This window comes from Virgibacillus tibetensis, from assembly GCF_036026595.1.
Lineage (GTDB): Bacteria > Bacillota > Bacilli > Bacillales > Amphibacillaceae > Virgibacillus_P > Virgibacillus_P tibetensis.
This window is the reverse complement of the sequence record NZ_JARZFX010000004.1, coordinates 181,263-199,057: the sequence shown is the minus strand read 5'-3', so window position 1 is coordinate 199,057 and position 17,795 is coordinate 181,263. Positions and strand designations below refer to the sequence as shown.

The window sequence follows — 17,795 nt, the reverse complement described above, 5'->3', positions numbered from 1 at the left end:
ATATTCCCCTGGGACGATTGCTATGACTTATTCTGATTTTTTTACGAGTAGCTGTTTAATCTCTTGTAACTCTTTTTGTACTTCTATTAATTTTAAGTCAGCAGATGTTGGCTTTTTCTCTTCTTCTGCTTCCTCCATATTATTAACGATTACACCGATTAATAAGTTGAATATGACGAAAGTACCTATCAAAATAAAGGTGATGAAAAACCACCAGGATGTTGGATCTTGTGCAAGAATCGGTCGCGCTACGCCACTTGCCCATGATTCCAAGGTAACTACTTGAAATAATGTTAATAAGGAATCATGCAGCGTACCGAAATACTCTGGAGCAATATCCTTGAATAGCATCGTACCGATTACCCCATAAATATAAAAGAAAATACTTAATAGTAATAGAATAGTTCCCATGGAAGGGATTGTAAGTAGAAGTGCATTCACTATCTTACGTAAGGACGGAATAACCGAGATAGCTCTTAATACACGCAGTACACGCAATATCCTTAAGACTGTAACATAGTAAGCTCCCACCAGAACATGTCCACTTATTACAATAATAAAATCAAATACACTCCAAGGATCCTTAAAGAATGATCCAATCGATTTACTTCCTAGTAATCTAATTATAATTTCCGCGGTAAAAATCCACAATAAAGCTTTATCTGCTATGTATATCCAACCCGCATAATTTTCGGAAAAATAGGAATATGTTTCTAAGCCAACTATAATAGCATTAATTAAAATTAACCCGATAATTACATTCAAAAATAGAGAATGCTCGGAGATCTGGGCACATTTTTTTCTGAAATTGTTCATGAAGTGTTACATCCTCCTCTTAGGTTATTTTACTTATTTCATCACATTTTGTCACTTAATCGGTACTGTGATTTTTATACAGCAATTCCAGCAGTATTTAGACCAGTAAATTTTTTTGATTTTATGATTTGAGGAATGTAAAAATATAAAGTCACCATTTTCTTCATGAGTGCACAAAGCCCTTATCCCGCTCTAACAAGATTGAATCATTACTTTCCGAGCAGCTATGAAGAATCACGTATGGCTTTTAGAAATCACTTAACTGCTATTCACAAGAAATGGCTTCTTGCCTGCCTGAGGATATAAACATTACATTTTAAAAAGAGGCGGAGCTATTTCTTCCATCAGGAAAGAAAGCAGAACTGCGTGGACTAAGTTCTATTTTTTTAAGGGGGCTGAAAAGGGGAGCGATAGCCATATTATTCTTGAGAATTTAAAACGATGATTCTGTTTTTACAGCAGAAGCTATTTTATGACATTTTAAAAATAGCATATTGATCTCCTAATAATAAATGCTGTCTCATAAGGAGACAGCATTTATTATTTGCGCTTCACATTTTTTATTATAAATCTGCTCTTAGGAATACTTGGCATGCGCACCATACTAAAGTCTAAATCTTGCTCTGGTACATGGTAGTCCAAATGGTTTGTCAGAAATTCAAGGCTTGTTTTCATCCCCTCTACCGTAACCCATTCACCCGCACATCGATGTCCCATCTCATATTCTCCCCCACCTTGAGGTATAAAATCAAATGGGCTGCCTTCCCAATCATAGAACCGCTCAGGTCGGAACTGTTCCGGATCTCCCCATAATTCAGAACTATGATTGGTACCGTATATATCAAGCAATACCAATGTATTCTTTTCAAATAGATAGTTATTCCAAGTGAATTCTTTACGTACTCTAGCCCCAGTAAACGGACCAAATGGATAATATCGACGTACTTCCTGCACAAACATCTTACTGTAATTATCCTTGTCTTCCTGCAATTTCACTTGTGTCTCTGGGTAATCATGCAATGCCAGCGCACCAAATGTAATATAACGACCTATCGCTACAATAGGGCGCAGTATATTAATCAGCTCTACTGCAGCAGTCTTTGTGTCCAGTAAATTTCCATTCAAGTCTTCATGCCACGCCATGGCATATAATGCTTTATCCTCATTGGCAGACATTCTCCCAGTGCGGACCCTTGTAATAATATATTCAATCCACTTTTCAGTTCTATTACGGGCAACTCTCCCCCGCCAGTGTCTTGGACCCACTGCTCCAAACGCATCAATCATTTTCGACATATCATTCGTCCGCTGACTTAATTCCTTCGCCCAAATTGGAACCCCCGCCCAATGACAGGCCACTTGAAACATAATCTTTTCCACTTCATTAAACAGAACAACTTCATCCATATCTTCCCATTTATCGACTGCCAATTCCCACTGTTCGTTTGTTAAATCAGTGAATGCCTTTAACCGCTCTGGTGTCATTAGCGACATGAACAGCTGTTTTCGGTGCCGGTGAGCTTCCCCATCCATACCTTGCACACCACCCTCACCGAATAAACTTTCTTTTATTCGTTTTGGTGCGGCCCCCTTTCGCTCGAAAAGCTCTGTATCATAAAAGACCTTCGCAGCTTCTTCACCACTCATACAGATCACCTTTTGTCCGCCCATCAACCGTGTTTCAAATATAGTAGTATTAAAATATTGTAATCGATTAGGGATAAATCGGTAACCTTCAGTCATTAGAGCGAGACTGTTGTCCAGGCCCTTCTCTTGAGGAATTTTATTTAGTGAGGTCATCTTATTGCAACTCCTTTTTCAAACATTTTTTCTAGTTAGCATACCCATGTAGATAGGTGATGAAACAAGGCGGAGCTATAGCTAACCGCTCCGAAAATACACTTCGCCCAAAGGGTTGACCGCTGAATGAACCGTGTCCAACACGGGATAAAGCTGAAAAAGCGCTGAATGAAGGCAGGGGCAGCGGGCTGGAGCATCAAACAATTAACAGTTAATCCAAAGTCAGTGTGAGCAGTATATCTCGAATCTTACTACCTCTATCAAGGCTCATTTGTCAATTTCACGCTGCGGCAGTTAAGTTAGCAAGAAATCCCATGTTACATAGATTATCCCAAGTGCATTAAATTATCCCAGGCCAACTGGGACGCCTAAATCGAAGTTTTTGATTGCCTGTTCTTAGTTGTTTTGCTGAGTAACTTTATACAATTGTAATCTAGTAACTTTATGTAGGCATCACAACAAAAAAAATTATTATTTTACTATTATGCCGCATTAAAAAGATTCATTACAGGAAAATATCCAAGCCAAATATCGTGCCTATTCCAAAGATCAGTGTCCAAATACCAATGCTAATAGTCATCCAGAGAACAACCCACTGCTTCTGTGCACCTAATGACATTCCAATAAATACTGCAAGGTGGGTCCCTGTTACGATAGGTCCCAACATAGCCAAACCGGGAAGGCCATATTTATTCCAGATTTTTCTTCCGCGTTTTGTACGGTCAGCCATCGATTTCCCCTTCTTCACCCGTCGTTTTTCATACCAGATTTTTGCTTTATCAAAACCAATTATTACTGGAAAAATTGTAATCAGATTCCCGATAAAGGCTAAAACCATAACCCAAAATGGCGATAGACCACGTATGATCCCTAAAGGTATGACCAAAGCTATTTCCAGCCATGGTATAGCAGCTCCTATAAACACTAATGCATATTCAAATAACATATAGCCCTCCAAACTCCACAAACAAATTAGTTTACATGCAACAGGACTGTCTATTATACACCCTTTTGCCAAATACAATCTGTTGTAAACACTATACTCACGTTATATAATATAGACAGGTGTATTCATCACATTATTTACTGGTTACCTTTTATGCGACTAGTATAGTGTAGTACACAAAAAAATAACCGAATTAAGGGTGAGAATATGGGAAAAAGAATATTTTATTTTCTATTGACGAACGTATTAGTCCTGCTTACCATTAGTATTATTTTTTCACTTATACCAGGTGGATTTAATTATATTGATGAGGGTGGAATTAATTTTAGCCAATTACTGATTGTCAGTGCTGTAATCGGTTTTACAGGTGCCTTTATTTCTCTGGGTATGTCACGTTGGATGGCTAAGAGGATGATGAAAGTAAAAGTAATTAATCCAGATGGAGCGATGTCTTCTCATGAAAGGGCTATAGTAGAGAAAGTACACCGCCTTTCAAGAACTGCTGGATTAATGCACATGCCTGAAGTGGGAATCTATAATTCTCCTGAAGTTAATGCTTTTGCTACTGGTCCATCCAAGAAACGTTCTCTGGTTGCTGTTTCAAGTGGATTACTTCAGCAAATGGATGACGACGCCGTGGAGGGAGTAATTGCCCATGAAGTAGCTCACGTAGCAAATGGAGATATGGTTACGATGACCCTTCTGCAAGGTGTCGTAAATACATTTGTTGTTTTCCTCGCACGCATAGCTGCATTTGCTGTATCCCGATTAGTAAGACAGGAACAAATGGCTCCAATAATCCATTTTCTAGCAATTATTGTGTTCCAGATTATTTTCTCAGTTTTGGGAAGCCTTGTCGTCTTTGCCTACTCGAGACATCGTGAATACCACGCTGATCGCGGCGGCGCAGATCTGGCCGGAAAAGATAAAATGAGACATGCACTTGTATCATTAAAGGCGTATTCTCACAGAGTAAAAGCTGACGACCAGACAGCTATCTCTACCTTAAAGATAAATGGGAAAAAGAAATCCAGTATCTTTTCAACACATCCTGATATAGATGAGCGTATCAAGCGTTTAGCATAAGTGTATTAAACTGAAAGACCTTCCAAATGGAGGGTCTTTTCTAGTAATAGTAATAAAAACCACTAATATAGTTCAGGTACTCTGCTGGCAAATACCGGGACCTCTTTCCTTATTTTGGGGACCGATTCCAATACAAGTGATGCAATTATCGTTTCTTCCTCCGTCTCACTTCCTGTGTGAATACAATTGCCCCAAGGATCTATAATCATAGAGCTTCCTGCAAAATCTACTCCATCATAACTTCCGACTCGATTACTTGAAACAACGTACATTTGATTTTCTATTGCTCGTGCAATTAAAAGAGCCTTCCAATGCTCTTTTCTGGCAGCAGGCCATTCTGCCACAACATATAATATCTGTGCACCTTCCAGCGCCAAAGTACGTGCCAATTCAGGGAAACGTAAATCATAACAAATAATGATCCCCATTTTAACGCCACCTAGTTCAAAAACCTCTACCTTTTTTCTTCCGCCAGTCAAATAACGCGGTTCATCCAACATGGGAACGAGGTGCATTTTGTCATACTTATAAATAAGTTCTCCTTGTCCATCAATGACCATACTGGAATTATAATACTTTCCTGATTTTTCATTCGCAATCGACCCACCGATAATATGTATCTTATATTTACTTGCCAGCCTTTTTAAAAATGATGTTGTTGGTTCTCCCTCTTTATCAGCTAACTTGTCGAGCTCTGGCAAAGTATACCCGGTAGTCCACATTTCCGGAAGTACAATTATATCAGGCCGATCCATTTTACAGACATTTTCTACCCATTCTTCTACCCGTAATCTGTTGCCTTCCGGGTTTCCAGCTATAATATCCATCTGGTAAACAGCGTGTTTCATATGAAATCCCTCCCATGGCTAATTGTATCACTAAAAGTCGAATAAATCTGAGGATGCAGATTTAGTACCTTGTAATGCTTGAAGCTAACTGATTGAGCTATCTAATGTGGACCTCAATCAACCTATGTTCTCTCTTTATTTATACCAGCCTTTTTCCTTAAATTGTGAAATAGCTTCAATTCGATTACTTACATTTAGCTTATCCAGAATTACAGAAACATAATTTCGAACCGTGCCAGTTGTAATAAATAATTCACCTGCTATTTCCTTTGTTGTCTTTCCATCTGCAATCAGCTTAATTACCTGTGCTTCGCGTTCCGTTAATGGGTTGTCGTTGTTATACGCCATGTCTACTAATTCCGGTGCGTAGATTCTCCGACCTTCCATAATAGTTCGAATAGAGCTTGCTAATTCATCACTCGGGCCGTCTTTCAATAGGTAGCCGCCTACCTTTGCATTTCTGGCACGCTCAAAGTAACCAGTTCTTGCAAAGGTTGTTAAAATAATTACTTTACATGGATGATCCTTTAATTCTTCCGCAGCATCCAAGCCGCTTTTAACAGGCATTTCAATATCCATAATACAGATATCAGGATTATGTTGCTTTACTAATGCTATAGCTTCTTCCCCATTTTTTGCTTTTCCAACTACTTCCATATCATCCTCTAAATTAAGCAGGGATCCAAGTGCTCCAAGCAGCATCCCCTGATCTTCGGCTAATACAATACGAATCACAATAATTCCCCTTCCGTTTGTTGAATAATATGAGGAACGCTAATGATAAGGGTCGTTCCATTAGACGATTCAATGTCCAATCTGCCATTTACAAATTCAAGTCTCTCTTCCATCCCACGCAACCCATGTCCTTTATAAGCATCATTTTTTTGGGATATCCCTTTCCCGTTATCCTGCACTTCTATACGAACTTCACTAAGGGATTGTTCAATCCGAACATGACAGGCAGTAGCCTGGCTATGTTTAACTATATTCGTTACGGATTCTTTAAGACACATACTCAATACATTCTCAACGAGCTGGGTTGTATGTTTAAGATCCAAATCACCCTCAACACTGAAATCCATTTGTGCTGCCTCTATTACCTGCTGAATACGCTGGATTTCATCTTTTAATTTCGCACCCTTCATATCTGAAACCATTTCGCGTACTTCTTTTAGAGCGGTTCTTGCTGTTTGATTAATGTCAATAATTTCTTTTTGCGCTGCCTCCTGATCACGATAAACCAGCTTGCCGGCCAGATCACTTTTTAAGCCAATAAGAGAGAGTTTCTGTCCCAGCGTGTCATGGAGGTCTCTTGCAATCCGCTGACGTTCTTCATTGATCACCAATTGCGAAATCTTTTTATTGGCATCCTCTAACTGACCTTCCAATAGCTCTTGTTTATTTCTATTATACATATTAAAGGGCAGCAAAATGACACCAATAATACTGATGATTATAAACGGTATTTGGGAGAAGAATAATTGACCCTGAATGAAGAAACCAATAACGACTGCAACTATTGTTGTGACTAAATGAACTATATAGAGCGTTATAAAACCCGTCTTATTTTGAATATTTCCTATAAAAAACGCCAGAAAAAGAGAGAAGTAAACATATCCAAAATATAGTGTCATGCCTATACTTATAGCCATTTCTATCGCTACGGACACATAAACCGTCCAGCCCTTCTTGATAAACGAAAGCCTGTATGTAGTAAAGAATAAGGCGATCATAAATACACCAATGATAACTTCAATTAGTGAGGAAGAACGAATGATAAAGTAAAATGGCAGCAAACAAAAAATGATCCATGCGTAGGCGCTTAGTCCCGTGTTCTTTGGAAAGATATGATACCAATTTTGCAAGTTAAGCCCTCCTTCTCTATTAAGTATAACAAAATAATAGCCCTCCCATTAAGTATGGAAGGGCATTTTATAGGTTCTATTTAGAACAGTTTTCACTGCTTATTTTTCCAGACTTGATTTTCTCGCCGTTGGAAGCTCTAAATTCAACTTTCTTTTCCTCAAAAGCTCCTTAACCTCTTTAAAGCTCACAAAAGACTTGCTTGCCTCATCAAATAATCGGAACTTGATTGATTTCAAACTCGTTGCTAATGTAATTGTAGTTGCTTGCTGTAATGGCGGTGTAGAATCATGTGCTTTCTCCAAGTTATAATTCGGCACCCTCGGACTAAGGTGATGAACATGATGGTATCCAATACTGCCAGTCACCCATTGCAGTACTTTAGGAAGTTTATAATAAGAACTTCCATCAACAGCTGCTTTTACGTAATCCCACTCGTCTTCATTTTCAAAATAGGAATCCTCAAACTGGTGCTGTACATAAAACAACCAAATTCCAAGTGAACCTGCAATGAAAAGAATCGGAAGCTGTATAATCAGTAATGCTTGCCAGCCTATAGTCCATATTAATAGTCCATAGATTCCCGCAATTGTTATATTGATAAGATACGTATTCAGGCGTTCTTTTCGTCTGGCATCTTTACGATTAAAACGATTCGATATTAAGAATAGGAAGATAGGTCCCAATCCAAACATAACAATGGGAGTACGATAGAGGCGATAAGCCAATCTTCCCCAAAATGATGCGGCAACATACTCATCAACGGTCATTACCCAAACATCACCTGTTCCACGTTTATCCAGATTGCTGCTTGTTGCGTGGTGTATGGAGTGATCTCTTTTCCATTTTTCAAAAGCAAAGTGAGTAATAACCCCGGTAATTGTGCCGACAATTCTATTTGCTTTTTTATTTTTAAAGAACGACATATGTGTGCAGTCATGAAATATAATAAAGATTCGAATAACAAACCCTGAAGCCACAACGGCTAGTGCAAGGGTGAGCCAAATTGATACAGACAAACTTTGGTACGCAAGAAACCAAAGTAGAAAAAACGGGAGGATGGTGTTTAGTAACTGTACTATGCTAGCTTTCATATCTGAAGTTGCAAAAGATGCAACACTTTTTCTTAGTTGTGCTTGCTTTTGTTTATTCATAATTTCCTCCTATAAAAGATAGTTTATTGGCGCGTATTTATATCTACTCTTAAGTATAGGGATAAGGCATGCTTATTATAAGACATAAACGTCAAGGTAGGAGTATGACAAGTGTCATGTATTTAACTTTATTACGTTGACTCGGCTTTTGCTGTCAGGTAATTTTATAGAGCCAAATTTATATGCTTACTTATTTATCCCAAAAAATAGAGCAGACTTTTCAGCCCGCTCTACTTGCTTTAGTTATCATCTGTCTGATGCTGATGAAGTGGTGGTGGAACTAGCCAGCCCTTTTCCTTATTAAGCCGTAGAAACTTGCCCCCGAGTGTAGCTTTCTGTGTATGAAATTGTCCGAACATCATAATAATATCTTCTCGAATCGACTGCCCCATCATCGCACTGCACGAAACTAACCCGGCTGCGATTCCTGCTGATACAGTTGCTGCAATTTCCTGATCCATAACGCGCGCGCCTGGAGGAATATCTTCCAGCTGTGCTTGTGGCCTTTCCGGGGGTGTAGGTGGTAAACCAACTCCATTATTCTTTAATAGAGTTTCAATTTCTTCTACCTGCTGTTTTCCCTGTTGGATAGCCTCTTTAATTAATCTCTTAAGATCTTCATCACCTGCATGATTAAGAAATGTTTGATGGCCAGCAATTCCTGACTTCATTGCTAACACCGATGACCAAGCACCAAATACTTCACCATAATGCATCGGTTCGTCTGTCGGGTTTCCACTTAAAATTCCCATTGCAATCCTCCTAATAAAATTCGTATACTGTATCCCTTAACTTTACACACACTTATACTTCCTAGTTATTTCTTTTTTATACAAGATTTTAGAAGGGGGAGTATTTATTTTATGCAGTGGAATTTTCTTTTACCGGTTCATCAATGAATTTAAAATAAGGTAATAATAAACCCATTATGGATATTGAGCATATAATTATTCCTATTAAAATATATAGTGGCCTGATTCCCCATACCTCACTTAACAACCCACCAGCCAACACACCTAATGGCATTGCTCCTCTAATGATAAATAATCGTACAGAAAAAATTTTACCCATCAAATGATTGGGGACTGTCTTTTGGCATATCGTTGTATTATGTACATTGAAGAACGCCATTGCCACCCCGGCAATAGTTTCCGTTGCTATTGCAAAAACAATGGATTGCGTAAAACCTAAAGCGACAAATGTGAGACCACCTACCACCAGAGCTCCCAGCATAAGAATTCTACGGCTATAAAATGTTATTTTACCAACAAATAAAGTTCCAATGATGTAGCCTAAAGGAAAACCCGCCATGAAGTAACCATAAACTGCATAATTACCATTTAATTCCCCGGTTATATAGGGAAGATTAATTACCATGGTAACGCCGACTCCAAATTGCACAAAAGCAAGAAATATTCCCAGCCAAACAATAATGCGTTGCTGGAAAAAATAATGTAGCCCTTCAGTAAATTGTTCCAACCATGTTTTTCGATTATCCTGATAGATTCTTTTTTCGCGGATAACCAATAGTAGAAAACCGCTCGTCAAAAGCAGGCTACAAATCAAAGCTAATGTAAAGGTTATACCGATGTACTCAATGACTATACCTGCTGTAACAGGAGCCATAAACATCATTAAACGGGCCGTTCCATCTACATAAGCATTAGCTGCCTGGAGTTGTTTATCTGAAACTATGGTAGGTAAAATAGCTTGATTCGAAGGTACATACAGTGGTGTAATTAATCCAACCATCAGCTGTACAGCATAAATGTGCCATGGCATTAACGTTCCCATTATGTATGCAGCGAGGGGAACTATAAAGATTAAACCACGACTCCAAAGAGCGAAAATCATAATCCACTTTCTGCTCCATTTATCGATATATGGCCCACTAACTAACTGCAAAGTGAGTGATGGCAGAAAATATAACAACCACATACTCCCTAAAGCCATGGTAGATCCAGTAAGTTCATAAATTAAAAGGGCGTTACAAAAGGTTCCGAAAGCGCCTCCTAATTCAGATGTAGCATTACCTATCCATAAAAACGTAAACGATCTATTTTTAAAAACATTCATTACTGCCCCTCAGTTTCTACTCAGATTACCTGCTTTATCTAAGGTGTAAATATAAATCCAATTCGTTAGCCAGTGACTCGATTGCCTTCTTCTTCAATACGTATTTCGATTGGTTCACTTCAACTAGCTGTGCTGAACGTAAAATTTTTAAGTGATGGTGTATTGTGGATTTTCCCATTTCCAGTTTCTCGGTGATATCCTGGAGTGTGCGATCTCTTTCAAATAAATATTTAACTATTCGCATCCTGACCTCATCACCCAATGCCTTATGTTTTAATAGGAGAAAATTATTGGGCAGATCCTTATCTTGCGGATCTACACTTTCGTTGGCAATTGGATAATAAAACACTTTTGTATCTTCTATGTCTGCAACCACATTCCAGGGACGATAAATATAGTGAGGAATTAATAGCACCTTTTGAATACTTGGCTCAGGAGCATAATTGATACCGCCTGTTGCCCATTCCACAAACACCTCAGAGGACATTTTTTCTTTTGCCCGAGCTTTTGATTGCGTATCGGTTTGCAGTATTTTTTCAAGCTTTTCAATTGTTGGCTCAATTACTTGCTCAAACCAATCAGTCATTACCTCGATGAGATGGCTCTTCAATTGACGGGCTTCTGCTTTGCAAATAAATTCTATATAAGCGGGAAAAAATGGATTTTCACTTGTTTGTTCTTGTAATCGCAGTAATGCTTCACTGTTTCCATTAGCTGCCTGTTCTCTTAAAGATTGATTTGCATTACCAGTGAATGGGATACAAATGAATTTTAATTTGTTTTCAGAGAGATCGTGTATGTAGGATGTGAATTCCTCTAGAGTTGAAAAGTCCTTTTCGTGTAATAACTGGAGGAGCGATTTCCACGTATTATTCTTTTCTGCATAATCTAAATGTTCTTGCAATTCTTTTGATAGGTTATCTCTTGTTTCCTTCCAATAAACTATTGGTCTTTCCATGGAATCGAGTAAGGGAGTATTTGTAATCGCAGCAATACCCAGTGCCGCTTCCCATAGTGGAGAGTATTTGATTTCGATTTCATATGTTTCTCTTTTTCTGCTTGTTGTACTTATAATATCCATTAATAAAACCTCCTGACCTCATTCTATACTTTTAGAATAAATTATTCAACTATTATTGAACTTTGATATAAAATATACTGGATAACCAAAACACCCCGCAGCTTTGCATGCGGGGTGTTTTTTTGTTGCTATAAAGTCCAGTTTATTTCAACTGGCAATACTTCTGCAATGTGCTGTTGATGCTTCTGTTTCTCCTCTTCTGTCATCCACAGGTGAATCGTACCATAATCCTCACTGTTTCTGATTAAACGGCCAATGCCCTGCCTCAATCGGAGAAGCATATATGGAGCGTCGACTTCCTTAATGGGATCGTCTGCATGGTTTCGCTTCGCTTTAAACACAGGATCCTTGGGAGGGAAAGGAAGCGAGGAAATAATTACTTGAGTTAACGCTTCCCCCGGGACATCCAGCCCTTCCCATAAATGGTGGGCACATAATACAGATGATTGGTCCGTTTGAAATTGGCGGACTGTCTCACTAATCTCACGGTCTCCTTCATAAAGTATTGCAAAGGGCCATTTTTCATTTGTTGCCCATTGGCGGAATTCGTCCATCTCTTCTACAGAAGAGAACAACACCAATGACTTACCCCCAGCTTCTGCTAACTGTTCACCAATCTGCTTCCACTTGTCGTTAGAGATTGTTTCAATATGGCCTTTAAGCTTCATCTTATTTTCGTAGTCAAATGGAGAAGCAACTGAAAACGAATCATAGGTTTCGATTCCTAAGCTGCCAGCAAGGTAAGAAAAGTCTCCTCCCTGTGATAATGTAGCGGAAGAAAAAACAAACGGCATCTTCTGGGAGAATACTTCTTTTTTCAAAACATCCTCTACTAAGCGTGGCATAATTACTAAGCTCACCGTATTTTCATTTTCTTCCATCCAAAAGATTCCCTCGTCATCTTTTAGTAAAATGGATAAGCCGTAGGAGAAGAACTCCAAATACTCTTCAATAATCGTGACATGATATTCATCGATCGTGAATAATTCGGAATCAAATACTAGCTCTTCAAGTAATTTCTGCACTTTATTATGAAGCGTTTTTGCCATTGTGATCGTTTCTTTTGACAGGGTGAGTTCCTGACGGTTTGATCCTTCTACGATCTTGGCTGTTTCACCAAGCATTTCAAACCACTCATCATTTAATGCCAGGATATCTTCAACTAAATAGAGAGATTCTTCTCTGACATCCTGCCCCATATAACCTGTTAGTACATTTGTTAATGTTTCAAAATTATAGCGATATGTTAGCCCTTTCTGGGCAGCGAATTCTAATAGATGTCCTTCATCAAACACCACTGTACTCGCTTCTGGCAGCAATGGCATCTGGCCCTCACGCTTACGTGATTCCTTTGTCCATACATGTTCCATATAAAAGTCATGTGAACAAATAATAAGATCTGTAGCATGTCTATAGTACTCCCGGTTTAACGTTTGGCCACTGCGATGTCTCCAATCGCAAGTTGAGCATTGCTGCAATGGGTCCCATGCAATTTTATCCCATTTATTATTCGGTACCCATGGATACTCTTTTCGATCTCCATAGCGCTCAAATGATTTCATCGTAGAACTCGTGTCAAACACAAAATCGGGTATTTCATCATGTACCCTTAAGATATCCTCATCATCTGTCTTATTAGCCAATGGATCCAGTTTTTTGATGCAGACATAGTTCTCTCTCGCTTTTGCCAACCTTACGTCAATGGTAAGACCTAATGCTTCCTCCAGCTTTTGAATATCCCCGTCCTTTTTGACGAGTTGTTCGATCAACGTTTCATCTGCACAGGAAATAATCGCGGGTTTCCGGCGATAGCGAGCATAGTTAATAGCATATAATAAATAAACGAACGTTTTACCTGTTCCCACGCCCGCCTCTGCGAATATAGTACGTTTATTTTTAAAAGCCTGCTCAAGTTGAAAGGCCATAAAGATTTGCTCATCACGTAGTTCATATCCTTTTTCAGGCAAATGATCATAAAATACGTCACCGATGTAGTCTCCTAATCGATCAAAGAAATTTTCTGTTTTCGATACTGTAAATGGAAGTGCACTTGTTTTTGACATTATAAACTCCTCTATATCATTCATTCATTCGAAAGGCTATTATACGTTAATAGCTAGTCTCTGTCACTTCATCAGAATTAATGAGTATTCAGGAGTAAAAGCTTCACACCGCAATCACTGACGGGTCTTTCATTGGGCATTTCCTTTATTTCCCTTATAGAGTTCTCTGACGACCTTGGTGGAAAAATGTCTGTTGTCTAAAAGAATGGACTGTACCTGCGATTACTCTGTACAAAGCATAGTAGAATTTCGGTGAAGATTTTGCGGTCCCACAAAATATATAAAAGACGAAGTAACTGCAATGTTGATCTCCGCTCCGAGCAGTCGCTTTCACCACTCCGGGTACAAGTGCAACATCTGCTCAGCTTCATTTCATTCGCTTTGCAGTGTTTTCTTTGCCGCTGGGCACGGCTTCAGCCTCGGGCTAACAGGATGTTAGTCATGAAGGCGTTGCGACAGGACGTCGCGTTTTTAGCCTTCCATCCCCACAAACCACCGCTGTGGGGTCTTCATAAACACGATGAAGACATTTTCACCTGTGATCGACTCGCCAGGGAGTCTTCATAAACGCGATAAAGACCTTTTTACCTGTGATCGAGGCGCCAGGGAGTCTTCATAACCATGATGAAGACATTTTCACCTGTGTTCGACTCGCCAGGGGGTCTTCATAAACGCGATGAAGACCTTCACACCTGTGATCAAACCGCGATTGCATAAATAAGCTATTAGAAGCGAAGTATTCTGCCGAAGCGAATCCAAGCACTCAACCATCTTTAAAAAGTGAAAGGTATCACTAAGAGAATTTTCATTACTTCGTCTTTTATATCAAATGCGATGATAAAAGTAACAAAATCAACGAAAAGAGCCTTGGGGTCTAGGTGTACCCAGACTGTTTATAGCATAAAACGATTAACAGCTTTATATTAATGCTATTCCACGTTCGTCCGAAATAACTTTTCCACATTTGTACGTTGTTTTAGTTTTTCTCTTATCTGACTCAGGTCTTCATCTGACACCAAGTCCGTTTTAAATTGCTTCTCTTGGCCATTAACTAACATAATTACCATAAGCTCATGTTCGTTCTTTGCCACGCAATAGTGAATATCATTATACTCAATTGTAATGTTAGGCAAGAGGGGGCCTCTATAAATAGTCATCCTCTCCTCTTCCATATAAATATAATCTCTTTCGGAACGATTAAAGTAGTGGATTCCCTGTACTACTCCGATAAAAACAGGAATAAAGCCAAGCATGATAAAGTATGGCTCCATTGACCCAATATTACTAATTTGGTAGACAAGGAAGAATCACGCTATCAATGCCGCTCCAAAAGCACCCCTTCCCCTCTTCGTCCATTTTTCCTGGTTAACGAATTGAAACCCCATAACTACACCCTTCACTATGTTTTCTGCATTCCAATACGAATATTCTAACAATTACAACCAAAGATGTCTATACTGTAAAGAATTAAAGCACAAGCGCCGGTTTAAAAAGCCAGTCTCCCTTCCCCAAGGAAAACCAGCTTTCTTATATTATTATCCCTTTGTTAACTACCACTAAATATGATCCAACTCATGCCAAATTAGTTCTGCCCTACCAGTTCACGCATGGATCCATTCTCGATGAAGTTTGCATGCCAGGATAATGCCTTCTCCAAAATATGCGGCGTTTGTCCACCACGTTCCAGCGCTTCCTTATAATAATCCCATAACTGCTCACGGTACATAGGATGTGCACAGTTTTCTATAATTAATGGCACATGTTCTCTTGGAGCAAGACCACGCAAGTCCGCATAACCCTGTTCTGTCACTACAACATCAACATCATGCTCTGTATGATCAATATGTGATGCAAATGGCACAATACTTGAAATATCTCCATTTTTGGCAATTGATTTTGTTACAAAAATTGCTAGTCGAGCATTCCGGGCAAAGTCACCTGAGCCGCCGATACCATTCATCATTTTCGTTCCAGACACATGTGTCGAGTTCACGTTACCGTAAATATCAAATTCCAGTGCTGTATTAATTGAAATTAGTCCAAGTCGGCGAATAATTTCTGGATGATTTGATATTTCCTGTGGCCGCATAATTAATTTATCACGATATCTTTCAAATTCACTAAACACCTGATTCATTTTTTCTTCCGATAGTGTAATGGAACAACATGATGCAAAACTTACCTTTCCTGCATCAATCAAATCGAATACCGCATCCTGTAATACTTCTGAATAAACCTCAAGATCCGTAAACTCTGAGTCTACCATACCGTGAAGTACAGCGTTTGCTACGGAACCAATACCTGATTGTATTGGTGCAAGTTTCTCTGTTAGTCTACCTGCTTCAATTTCCTTTCGTAAAAAAGTCAGCAGGTGATCAGCCATAATCTTCGTTTCCTCATCAGGAGCTACAATTGTTGAAGGAGAATCAAGCTGACTAGTGAAAACAATTCCCTTCACTTTTTCAATATCAATCGGTATACCAATTGTACCAATTCTATCATCTACTTTTGTAACAGGAATGGGTGAGCGTTTCCCCTGTTTTTCCGGATTGTATAGATCATGCAATCCTTTTAGTAATTCTGATTGAGCTGTATTTATTTCAATAATAATTCCCTTCGCATTTTCTGCAAATGCCAATGAGTTACCAATAGATGTAGTTGGAATAACCATCCCATCTTCTGTTATAGAAATCGCTTCCAAAATTGCATAATCAATTGTTTCGATTACATCAGCACGCAATAGTTCAGCGGTATGCGACAGATGTTGATCCACAAATAAATGCTCTCCTTGATTGATTTTTTTACGCATTGTCGCAGCCGCCTGGAAAGGAAGGCGTTTGTTAACGATACCCACTTCCGCAAACCTTTTATCTATGTTTGAACCCATTGATGCACCAGTAAACACATTAACTTTAAATTTCTCACCATTTTCTGCCCTTTTAATCAACGCTGTAGGAACTGCTTTTACATCTCCAGCACGAGTAAATCCACTTAAGCCCAACGTCATTCCATCTTGTATCCAAGAGGCTGCCTCCTCTGCTGATACGATACGTTTGTGCAAGCGAGGGTCTTCTATACGATCTATCGTTTTCTCCATGTCCATCCCCACTTTCACTATTCATAAGTATAAGAATAATTTTAACTGAAGCGCTTTCTTTTTTGGGGGAAATAGACGGGAAAAGCATTTTATTGTTTAAAGCACAGAAAGATATGGATGAAGCAGCATGTTTTTACAAGACTCTTCTCGTATCGTTTGTTGCTATATATAAAGTACAACTAAGGCATTCGCCCAGTTTTTTAACATTAATTAAAATCCGAGAAGCTTGCGGAAATAGCTCGAATACGATTGACTTACCGGTATTTTAGTTCCATTATTCATCGCCAATACAAAGGTTGAGTGTGTATCTGGGTGAATGTCTTCAATATGATTTACGTTCACAATAAATGACCTGTGACAACGGATAAAGGTTTCTCTAGGCAACGTATATTCAAATTCCTGCAATGCATTTTTATGCGTCCCTTCAAACCCTTCCGCAAAAACAAGTGTCTTTCGATCTTTGACTTCCAAATATTTTACATCATCAAACGGTATAGGCTTCCAGCCGTCTTCGGTTTTTACCGTTACTACAGATTTCCCTTCAGTAAGCGCAGGATAAATCGCTAAGACGCACCCTTCCAGCTTCCCATCATAATGAAATGGAACAGCCATACCATGATACGGCACCCCATAAACATTCCGGTTAATAAATTCAGATACCTTCTGCTCGGTTATCAACGCCTTATGAGCTAGTGTCTCTTCTTTGATGACATCCCCCGGTCTTATCTTTAAATCGATTCGCTTGCTTGGTCGGTAGTATATGTATTCTTTTGTATTCGAAACAGCAATAGAAATCTCATCCGAGAATAGTTCTCCGATGACATCCAGTAGTGAGGTGATTGTAAGCTTTTGCATCCCGAATCTCCTTTTCTCCTAGAAGAAGTTCTTATATAGATAGTATACATGTGAGATTAACATATTTATAACAAATCGAATACAATGGGCACAAGAATAGACAATTACCT

Annotated in this window: 15 protein-coding genes; 1 reads left to right on the top strand and 14 read right to left on the bottom strand. The window is 39.0% G+C overall.

Annotation, left to right across the window (positions count from 1 at the left end; translation table 11 throughout):
• Positions 1-27: 27 nt before the first annotated feature.
• The 3 genes from QGM71_RS10935 to QGM71_RS10925 form a co-directional block, all read right to left on the bottom strand.
• Positions 28-816: an ion transporter gene (locus tag QGM71_RS10935; protein WP_327607582.1), complete on the bottom strand. Its 789-nt coding sequence runs from the start codon at positions 814-816 to the stop codon at positions 28-30.
• A gap of 540 nt (positions 817-1,356) precedes the next feature.
• Entirely contained in the window at positions 1,357-2,616 is a 1,260-nt protein-coding gene (locus tag QGM71_RS10930; protein WP_327607581.1) for a cytochrome P450, read from the bottom strand.
• Positions 2,617-3,121: 505 nt separating this feature from the next.
• Entirely contained in the window at positions 3,122-3,562 is a 441-nt protein-coding gene (locus QGM71_RS10925) for a small multi-drug export protein (RefSeq protein ID WP_327607580.1), read from the bottom strand.
• 207 nt (positions 3,563-3,769) lie between these two features.
• On the opposite strand from QGM71_RS10925, the gene htpX reads away from it, so the two are divergent.
• Positions 3,770-4,648 (top strand): protease HtpX, encoded by an 879-nt coding sequence (gene htpX / locus QGM71_RS10920; RefSeq protein WP_327607579.1) that lies wholly within the window; start codon positions 3,770-3,772, stop codon positions 4,646-4,648.
• A gap of 62 nt (positions 4,649-4,710) precedes the next feature.
• Here the strand turns inward: htpX and QGM71_RS10915 are convergent, their stop codons facing one another.
• The 11 genes from QGM71_RS10915 to QGM71_RS10865 all read right to left on the bottom strand — a co-directional run bounded on the left by QGM71_RS10915 (position 4,711) and on the right by QGM71_RS10865 (position 17,685).
• The gene (locus QGM71_RS10915; protein ID WP_327607578.1) at positions 4,711-5,496 is read right to left on the bottom strand and encodes a carbon-nitrogen family hydrolase; all 786 of its coding nucleotides are present in this window, start codon (positions 5,494-5,496) and stop codon (positions 4,711-4,713) included.
• Between the two features lie 135 nt (positions 5,497-5,631).
• On the bottom strand, positions 5,632-6,231 hold the full coding sequence (locus tag QGM71_RS10910; protein WP_327607577.1) for a response regulator transcription factor: 600 nt from the start codon (positions 6,229-6,231) through the stop codon (positions 5,632-5,634).
• Positions 6,228-7,361, bottom strand: a complete 1,134-nt coding sequence (locus QGM71_RS10905; protein ID WP_327607576.1) for a sensor histidine kinase — start codon at positions 7,359-7,361, stop codon at positions 6,228-6,230. Before QGM71_RS10905 ends, QGM71_RS10910 begins: the two co-directional genes overlap by 4 nt.
• A gap of 99 nt (positions 7,362-7,460) precedes the next feature.
• Positions 7,461-8,513, bottom strand: a complete 1,053-nt coding sequence (locus QGM71_RS10900; RefSeq protein WP_327607575.1) for a fatty acid desaturase — start codon at positions 8,511-8,513, stop codon at positions 7,461-7,463.
• A 239-nt stretch (positions 8,514-8,752) separates the two neighbouring features.
• Positions 8,753-9,265: a DUF3231 family protein gene (locus tag QGM71_RS10895; protein ID WP_327607574.1), complete on the bottom strand. Its 513-nt coding sequence runs from the start codon at positions 9,263-9,265 to the stop codon at positions 8,753-8,755.
• 109 nt (positions 9,266-9,374) lie between these two features.
• Entirely contained in the window at positions 9,375-10,589 is a 1,215-nt protein-coding gene (locus tag QGM71_RS10890; RefSeq protein ID WP_327607573.1) for an MFS transporter, read from the bottom strand.
• Positions 10,590-10,623: 34 nt separating this feature from the next.
• A complete protein-coding gene (locus QGM71_RS10885) occupies positions 10,624-11,670 on the bottom strand; it encodes an ArsR/SmtB family transcription factor (RefSeq protein WP_327607572.1) in 1,047 nt (348 codons plus the stop codon).
• A gap of 128 nt (positions 11,671-11,798) precedes the next feature.
• Positions 11,799-13,733 carry an ATP-dependent DNA helicase gene (locus tag QGM71_RS10880; RefSeq protein WP_327607571.1) on the bottom strand — a complete coding sequence of 645 codons (1,935 nt, stop codon included), beginning with the start codon at positions 13,731-13,733 and terminating at the stop codon, positions 11,799-11,801.
• Positions 13,734-14,662: 929 nt separating this feature from the next.
• Positions 14,663-14,986: a hypothetical protein gene (locus QGM71_RS10875; RefSeq protein WP_327607570.1), complete on the bottom strand. Its 324-nt coding sequence runs from the start codon at positions 14,984-14,986 to the stop codon at positions 14,663-14,665.
• 329 nt (positions 14,987-15,315) lie between these two features.
• Entirely contained in the window at positions 15,316-16,830 is a 1,515-nt protein-coding gene (locus QGM71_RS10870) for an acetyl-CoA hydrolase/transferase family protein (protein WP_327607569.1), read from the bottom strand.
• A gap of 210 nt (positions 16,831-17,040) precedes the next feature.
• A complete protein-coding gene (locus tag QGM71_RS10865) occupies positions 17,041-17,685 on the bottom strand; it encodes a LytTR family DNA-binding domain-containing protein (RefSeq protein WP_327607568.1) in 645 nt (214 codons plus the stop codon).
• Between the last annotated feature and the right edge of the window lie 110 nt (positions 17,686-17,795).

Excerpts from the sequence above, each read along its gene's own strand:
- QGM71_RS10900 (WP_327607575.1), bottom strand. The coding sequence starts at position 8,513 with ATGAATAAACAAAAGCAAGCACAACTAAGAAAAAGTGTTGCATCTTTT.
- QGM71_RS10875 (WP_327607570.1), bottom strand. The coding sequence starts at position 14,986 with ATGCTTGGCTTTATTCCTGTTTTTATCGGAGTAGTACAGGGAATCCAC.
- htpX (WP_327607579.1), top strand. The coding sequence starts at position 3,770 with ATGGGAAAAAGAATATTTTATTTTCTATTGACGAACGTATTAGTCCTG.
- QGM71_RS10895 (WP_327607574.1), bottom strand. The coding sequence starts at position 9,265 with ATGGGAATTTTAAGTGGAAACCCGACAGACGAACCGATGCATTATGGT.
- QGM71_RS10925 (WP_327607580.1), bottom strand. The coding sequence starts at position 3,562 with ATGTTATTTGAATATGCATTAGTGTTTATAGGAGCTGCTATACCATGG.
- QGM71_RS10890 (WP_327607573.1), bottom strand. The coding sequence starts at position 10,589 with ATGAATGTTTTTAAAAATAGATCGTTTACGTTTTTATGGATAGGTAAT.
- QGM71_RS10915 (WP_327607578.1), bottom strand. The coding sequence starts at position 5,496 with ATGAAACACGCTGTTTACCAGATGGATATTATAGCTGGAAACCCGGAA.
- QGM71_RS10870 (WP_327607569.1), bottom strand. The coding sequence starts at position 16,830 with ATGGAGAAAACGATAGATCGTATAGAAGACCCTCGCTTGCACAAACGT.
- QGM71_RS10880 (WP_327607571.1), bottom strand. The coding sequence starts at position 13,733 with ATGTCAAAAACAAGTGCACTTCCATTTACAGTATCGAAAACAGAAAAT.
- QGM71_RS10930 (WP_327607581.1), bottom strand. The coding sequence starts at position 2,616 with ATGACCTCACTAAATAAAATTCCTCAAGAGAAGGGCCTGGACAACAGT.
- QGM71_RS10935 (WP_327607582.1), bottom strand. The coding sequence starts at position 816 with ATGAACAATTTCAGAAAAAAATGTGCCCAGATCTCCGAGCATTCTCTA.
- QGM71_RS10885 (WP_327607572.1), bottom strand. The coding sequence starts at position 11,670 with ATGGATATTATAAGTACAACAAGCAGAAAAAGAGAAACATATGAAATC.
- QGM71_RS10865 (WP_327607568.1), bottom strand. The coding sequence starts at position 17,685 with ATGCAAAAGCTTACAATCACCTCACTACTGGATGTCATCGGAGAACTA.